Raw genomic sequence first — 1,347 nt, 5'->3', positions numbered from 1 at the left:
TCCGCCTCGCCCAAAGCCTCATCGACATGCTGCTTATAAGGCTTGTTGATGCTTACAGTAACTTGGGTGGATTGGGGCGGTGGGGACTTCGCGGTGCGGAAGACCTTGGCTCTGGACGCAAAGCTATCTTCACGCTAGAAAGCGGGTTTAGCTATGACACGGGTAAGAGTGGTCAGCAAGGACAACTGTTTGGCCGCCAAGCGTGGCTCGGGATGTCCGATGATAAGCTGGGTACGGTTAAAGTTGGACGTCAGCTTGGAGCTACGTATAACTTCATCGCTGAAGTGGATCCCATTTTCACCGGTGGCTTCACTGAGATCCTTTGGGAGGATCTTCTCACAGGGTTGCGCTTCGATAATTCGGTGACTTATGCAAATAGCTGGGGTGGTCTGTCCGTAAACGCGCAATACTCATTTGGAGAGCAAGCAGGAAATGCGGCGAGAGGTCGGACAATCGAACTTTCTACGCTGTATCGCGGTGATAACTTTACTTTGGGTGGTGCTGGCCAACAATCTCGGGATGCCAGCGGGAACGATTTAACTCTTTGGAGCGCTGGCGGTAAGTACTCTTTGGGTAATGTGTCGTTGCACGCATACTACATTGACTCACGACGCGACGCAGGTTTCGTCGTTGGTGCCAGCGGAACTACTGCTCCGTTGGCCAATACGAGTATCGGCAGTAACGCCAACACGGTGCTAGGACCGAATACCCAGACGTCAGAGCGGCATGACCGTGTAGCGATTGCAGGTGTGGGTTATCAGCTTACACCGGCTTGGCGCCTCACTGCCGCCTATATGAGAGATAACGTGGCGGGGGCGTCGCGCGGAGCGTCCGGCCTTATTCAAACAGCGTACATGACAGCAATGTACAGCCTGTCCAAGCGCACCGATATGTATATCGAGGCGGATAGAAGTTGGCTGGGTGGGGCTTCTGTCACCGATCCGAACAGTCCCATTGGTACCTTCGGCGGCGCCAGCACACGCACAGGTCTAGCGATGGGCATGCGCACGCGCTTCTGATGCCAGTCTCCTTGTCATTGCGGGTAGTTTCGAAAGGGCTACCGCATGACAGGATTAGATTCGTCTTCATGTCTTGGGCAGCTTGGAGGTTCGTCTCACCGGATTGCTTGGCAATAATCCACGTGAGGCATACAGGAAGAGCTGCTTTTTTTCCGACATCGGGAAGGCTCGCTTGGCGAGTTCATTCGTATGTGAGCATGGGCGCAATCGTGGTTGCGCAACCTGGTGTACTTACTGTGCCCACTGCTGTGCGGCGCGCGTCAAGGTAGATGTCGCCTCATTCATGCAGCCAGGCGTTGGTTTTCGGCGCCTGGCTTGATACCGGTGG

At 54.8% G+C, this 1,347-nt stretch carries 1 protein-coding gene; it reads left to right on the top strand.

Going from position 1 to position 1,347, the window contains the following annotated elements:
• Positions 1-1,019: porin (locus J8I82_RS37680; RefSeq protein WP_209765703.1), on the top strand; the 1,019-nt coding region annotated here is incomplete at its 5' end.
• Positions 1,020-1,347: the final 328 nt, after the last annotated feature.

It is taken from the genome of Cupriavidus consociatus (genome assembly GCF_017814975.1).
Lineage (GTDB): Bacteria > Pseudomonadota > Gammaproteobacteria > Burkholderiales > Burkholderiaceae > Cupriavidus > Cupriavidus consociatus.
This window is presented reverse-complemented; position numbering and strand designations above follow the sequence as displayed.